Genomic DNA, 5481 nt, shown 5'->3' with positions numbered 1-5481 from the left:
GCAGATTTTCTTCCTCAGTGCAACCTAAGTCGATGCTTTCTCACGAGTGCGGGTTCATTTTCTAGGTTGACTTCGGCTTCCTTACCAGCATTTATTGAGATGTTGCCAATAATGGTTGAGGAGATGATATTTAACCAGTTAGGATGACCTTGATAAAGTTCGCTCAGTTTCGTCCATTTCTCCTCATTTTTTAAACCGTATTCTTTGAAGATTTCTTCAAATTCTGTTGTTAAACCTTGCAGGTATAAAGTTTTAATTTTATCGGATTTTAAGGTGACAAAATCTCTGGGAAGTTCCCAACTAATTAAAATCAAGCAACTTTGATGAGATGTGGTAGCAATTTGATGAAAAAATTTATGATAATCCTGACAGTCGGGTAAATATTTACCTGCTAATTCCCCCGGTTTAAAAATATTCTGCACATCATCAAGAATAATTAAACAACGATAGGAGCTTAGATAATCTATTATATCAGGTAAGGGGGTTGATAGAGATTGGGCGAAAAACTGTTTTAGATCATCTTTGAGAGCGATTAATTGAGGAATATTTTCCAGACTGCGATAAATAATATAATCAAATTGTGGGGCAATTTCTGAAATTAATTTAAGGGTTAAAGCTGTTTTTCCGATTCCAGTTAACCCATAAATGGTAATTAATCGAGTTTTATTATCTAGCCATTCTTTTAAGGTTGATATTTCTAACTTACGTCCACAGTTATACCTTAATTCAGGGGCTTTTGTTAAGTCAATCATGGGAGATTTATTATTATGTAAAGAATATGATCGGTTTTGGTTATCATTAGTCGTTTGAATAATTTGACCACCAATATTGATGTTATCAATTTGTAACAAACAATTCCCCGAATGATAAGCTTGAGAAACCCGATATTTTCTTTCTAACTTGGATCGTAAATTATCTTTATTAACATCTTCGTCTAATACCTTACCCAACTTTTTCCATAAGTTAGCAGCCTCTTTTTTAATATGAGATTCACTACAACCATTAAAAGATTGAGCAATTTGCCAATATTTTTGACCTTGCCAAACCCCTGTCAAGATTGCTTCTTGTACTGGTGTCAGATGAGACTCCACTTTCTCAAACATTAAATCATCAACATATTGCAAAACTTGGTCAATATTATTCATTTCTGGTTAAAAAATTAGAGGGTTAATCCAATATATTATACCAAACGGAACTAAGACTGTACCATAACCTACCTATAAATTGTGTACCAAAGCCTACTTTTGTACTAAAATCAAACGCTACAATACTGAGATGTTAGGTAAATCAAGCTAATTAGTCCTATTTGCTTGCTAGATTGTCATCATAGCCCATTTTGCGGTGACATGATCATCTTTTCCCTTTCAAAAATCAATGAAGTAATCTTTAAGTTATGTATCAAGAACAACTGAGTAGCGCCAAGCCTGGATTTATCCTGATTATGATTGATCAGTCAGCTTCAATGTCAGATAAATACGCCAATTCAGATAAAGCAGATTTTGCCGCATTAGCCGTTAATCGAGTCATCGGAGAAATTATTACAGCTTGTTCATCGGGTAATGAGATTAAAGACAGATGTTTTGTGGCGGCGGTTGGCTATGGAGCAAGTATTAATGTACTATTTCTAGATAAAGCCTCAGATTTGGCTAAAAATCCCAATACAACAACCCTTAAGAGAAAAGTCTCTGATGGTGCAGGTGGGTTGGTTGAAGTGGATGAAGTAATGCGAGTGTTTGTGAAACCGACTGCAAGTAATGGAACACCAATGGCTGAAGCCTTTAAACAGGCTTATACTGGGGTAGAAAAATTTATTTCTAATCATCGCGATAGTTTTCCACCTGTTGTGATTAATATAACCGATGGAGAACCTAATGATTCTAATGCTGCTACTACTGAAGCGAAAAAACTAGCACAACTTAAAACAAGTGACGGTAACGTGATTGTTTTGAATGCTCATATTTCTAACGCATCAGCAGGGAAAATAGAGTTACCTAGTGACAATGCTGGTTTTAGCAATAATAAATTTGCTAACTTTTTGTTTGATATTTCCAGTGTGCTTCCTGAGCCTCTTGCTGAGAGTGCCAAAAATGCGGGTTTTAATGTTCAACCTAATGCCAGAGGTTTTATCTTTAATGCTGATGCTGAAGCACTGATTAAACTTCTTCAATTTGGTTCTCAAGGAGCATTACGCTAAAGTTATTGTCATTAATTATGCAATCTGATCATAAAGTTTCAGTCATCCGTCGGTTCAGTCATAGAACTCATAAAGAGATGGAAACCATTAGCGGTTGTCAAGATAATTTTAGCTGTAATGAAGCTAAGAATTGTTTTGCGATCGCCGATGGTGCAACTCAATCATTTTACTCAAGTATATGGTCAAAACTTCTTGTTGATTATTTTTGTGAAAATCCCCAGATTGATAAAAACAATTGGCAAGAATGGCTTGAACTAATTCAGCAAAAATGGTTAGAAGAAGTTAAAGCAGAATTAGAAAAAGCAAAAAGCGGTAATAATTTTGCCTGGATTGAGATTTACAATGGTTTGGAGCGTTCTAAATCAGCAATATCTACCTTTATTGGGTTACAATTTATTGAAAATCAAGCAAAAATCTCAATTGTTGGCGATAGCTGTCTGTTTATTTTTCAGGGAAATCAAATTAAAACCTATTTATTGAAAAAATCAACGGATTTTAATAATCAACCTGAATATTTTGGAAGTCGCTCTAAAAATAATGATCATGAGCCAAAATTTTTAGACATCGAATTAAAATACAAACAACATTCAGATAAGCTTTATTTTGTACTAGCAACTGACGCTCTAGCTGAATATATTTTTAAATATACAGAACAGCAAAGAGATATTTTAACAACTTTACTTACAATTAATTCAGAACAGGAGTTTGAGAATTTTGTAAAATCTGCTAGACATAATGGCACGATAAAAATGAAAAATGATGATGTCACTTTAATGATTTTAGAAGTCAGTGATGGTGAAATCGTCAGTTTGCCTACACAAACCAGAAAAGAAAATCAAAAAAATCCTCCTATCATTTTACCTTCAAGTAATGAAAATAAACAGCCTTTTAACGAAGATAAAAACAATTCTTCAAAAGTAGAAGAAGAACCTAAAGACAATACTCCTGCTGAAAATTTAGAAGTTACTTCTGGTTTTGCCAAAATAAGATTCAATCTACAAACATTATTAAAATTTCTGCCATCTTTACCCATGACGCACCGCAATTCGAGAGGAGTTTCTTCTTCAAGTCCTCAACTGAGAGAAGACAAACCACCCGTAATTAAAGGAATAGATGGAATCCGTAATCTTCTCCTTGTTTTTATTCCTTTAAATATATTCTTAACTATACTCTCCACTGCGACCATATTATATTTTATTTCTCAGACAGCTAACAAAATAAATAGTATAAAAACTGAACAATCAAGCAATTCAAATTCATCTAGTCAAGTCACTAAATATGAACCTAAATATATGAACCTTGAAAAAGGAAATAAAATCTACAAAGATCAAACTTTTCAAGAAATTATTATTCCTGCTTTATCTGACTCATCTCAGGTTTTAATTTTAGAAGAAGGAGACAAATGGATTAAATTTCAGATTGATCTTTATGCTAATCAAGCAATCTTGAATCAATGTTCTACTTGTGCAAGGGATGAAATAGAAATAAAACCCAAGACAAATCTGAGAACTTTGGCTAGTGAATCAGAAAGGGATGTTTTTGGACAATTAAGCGAACCATCAAAGTTTAAAAAACTTGAATTTGATTCCCTTCCCAATTGGTCTAAATTTACATTTGTGGGGTATGTAAAAAAATGAAATATCCGCTTAGAACTGACTATGAAACAGTCGTAAAATACCCTGATAGATTTATATACGATGGTATTTTACAACAAGGAAAGCCTGTTAAGCAAAAGCAAAATCAGAACTTTTTACTGTCTCATAATGGCGGAAAAGCCGTTGTTTATGAAATTCAAACTAATCCTAAAAAATATGCCCTTAAATGTTGGATAGAAGATTTAGGGGATCTAAAAATTCGTTATAAGGCGATTGATGCCTATCTTAAAACAGTTCAACTTCCTTATTTTGTTGATTTTGCTTACCAAGAACAAGGAATTTTAGTCAATGGACAAAGATTTCCCATTATTAGAATGGAATGGGTTGATGGTATTAGCTTTAAAGACTTTATATCTAATAATATTAATAACCCGACTTCTATCCGTAACTTTGCCGAAAAATTCTTAGAAATGGTTAAAATTCTCCATCAAAATAATATTTCTCATGGAGACTTACAACACGGTAATATTATAGTGCGTAAAAATGGTGATCTATGTTTAATTGACTATGATAGTTTATATGTTCCTCAATTAAGCAACGAAACCGACAATATTAACGGACTCCCTGGTTATCAACATCCTAACAGAAATAAGTTATCTAAATTAAGTCCAAAAGCTGACTATTTCTCAGAAATGGTAATTTATTTATCATTGCTTGTTCTATCAGAAAATCCCAACTATTGGCAACAAATACAACAAGAAGAAAGGCTACTATTTTCCGAAAAAGACCTAATTAAACCTAATTCATCCAAGATTTTCAAAGAACTTAAAAATCTTTCTCCTGAGATTGTGTATTTTACCCAAGAATTAGAGAAATTTTGTCAACAATCAAATATTGAAAACCTACAACCTCTTGAAAATTTAGTCAACAATTACACAGGAGCTAAATGGAGTTTTGTGCCTCCTACTAACCCTATTCCAATCGTTACTTCACCTGTTCCTGTAGTTAATAATCCTACTAATTGGGGTTTTACATCTAATAATTCTACTCCATCCCCATACCCTCCTCCCTCAAGTCAAGGATGGACTTTCTCCCCTAACGGAGTTCAAACTCAAACCAGTCCAAAAAATACAAAATCTTCAGATCCCTGGACAAAACTTGAAACCAATTCATCAAGTGCTTGGGATAAATTTGACACGGGTAAAACACCACCTCCAACAGATTGGGATAAACTCCATCAACAACCTCGAAAAGAAGCACCAGTACCTATTCCAGATGAAAACATTTGGGATAAATTTGATAATATTTGGAAGAAACTTACAACATCTGTATCATCTATTTGGAACAAAATTTTGAACTGGTTTAATTAGCTATCTGATTATTCTGTGCAGTTCTCCTATCCTAAAATCAACCCCATTGCTTGATTAATAATTTTATTTTTATCAACCATAGCTTCAATTTCTTCTGGTTTAAGTAGGTGGGTGGAATTAAATATAAAATGAACGTAGGTTGGGTTGAAGCATGAAACCCAACGCCCGATTATGTTACGCTACCGCTAACCCATCCTACAAATAATTGTGCCTACCTACTTAGGCTCTTCTCGACTTTGTGTGATAATTTTTGCTTATGTAAGGTTAAATGCTTACTGGGCAAGACTTTTAGGACTATTTTGAAAGAAGAAACTATCAGTAT

4 protein-coding genes are annotated in these 5481 nt (G+C 33.5%); 3 read left to right on the top strand and 1 reads right to left on the bottom strand.

Annotation, left to right across the window (positions count from 1 at the left end):
• Positions 1-14: 14 nt before the first annotated feature.
• The gene (locus PX482_RS25500) at positions 15-1145 is read right to left on the bottom strand and encodes a helix-turn-helix domain-containing protein (protein ID WP_288027674.1); all 1131 of its coding nucleotides are present in this window, start codon (positions 1143-1145) and stop codon (positions 15-17) included.
• 248 nt (positions 1146-1393) lie between these two features.
• Between PX482_RS25500 and PX482_RS25495 the strand changes: the two genes are divergently transcribed.
• Genes PX482_RS25495 through PX482_RS25485 form a run of 3 tightly spaced genes read left to right on the top strand, consistent with a single transcriptional unit; the run spans position 1394 to position 5159 of the window.
• Positions 1394-2194 (top strand): vWA domain-containing protein, encoded by an 801-nt coding sequence (locus tag PX482_RS25495; RefSeq protein WP_002761564.1) that lies wholly within the window; start codon positions 1394-1396, stop codon positions 2192-2194.
• Between the two features lie 17 nt (positions 2195-2211).
• Entirely contained in the window at positions 2212-3831 is a 1620-nt protein-coding gene (locus PX482_RS25490; protein ID WP_002761563.1) for a PP2C family serine/threonine-protein phosphatase, read from the top strand.
• The gene (locus tag PX482_RS25485; protein ID WP_288027673.1) at positions 3828-5159 is read left to right on the top strand and encodes a protein kinase domain-containing protein; all 1332 of its coding nucleotides are present in this window, start codon (positions 3828-3830) and stop codon (positions 5157-5159) included. Before PX482_RS25490 ends, PX482_RS25485 begins: the two co-directional genes overlap by 4 nt.
• Positions 5160-5481: the final 322 nt, after the last annotated feature.

This window comes from Microcystis sp. M53602_WE12 (assembly GCF_030065455.1).
Lineage (GTDB): Bacteria > Cyanobacteriota > Cyanobacteriia > Cyanobacteriales > Microcystaceae > Microcystis > Microcystis aeruginosa.
The sequence above is the reverse complement of the archived record's forward strand: the minus strand, read 5'-3'. Positions and strand labels throughout refer to the sequence as shown.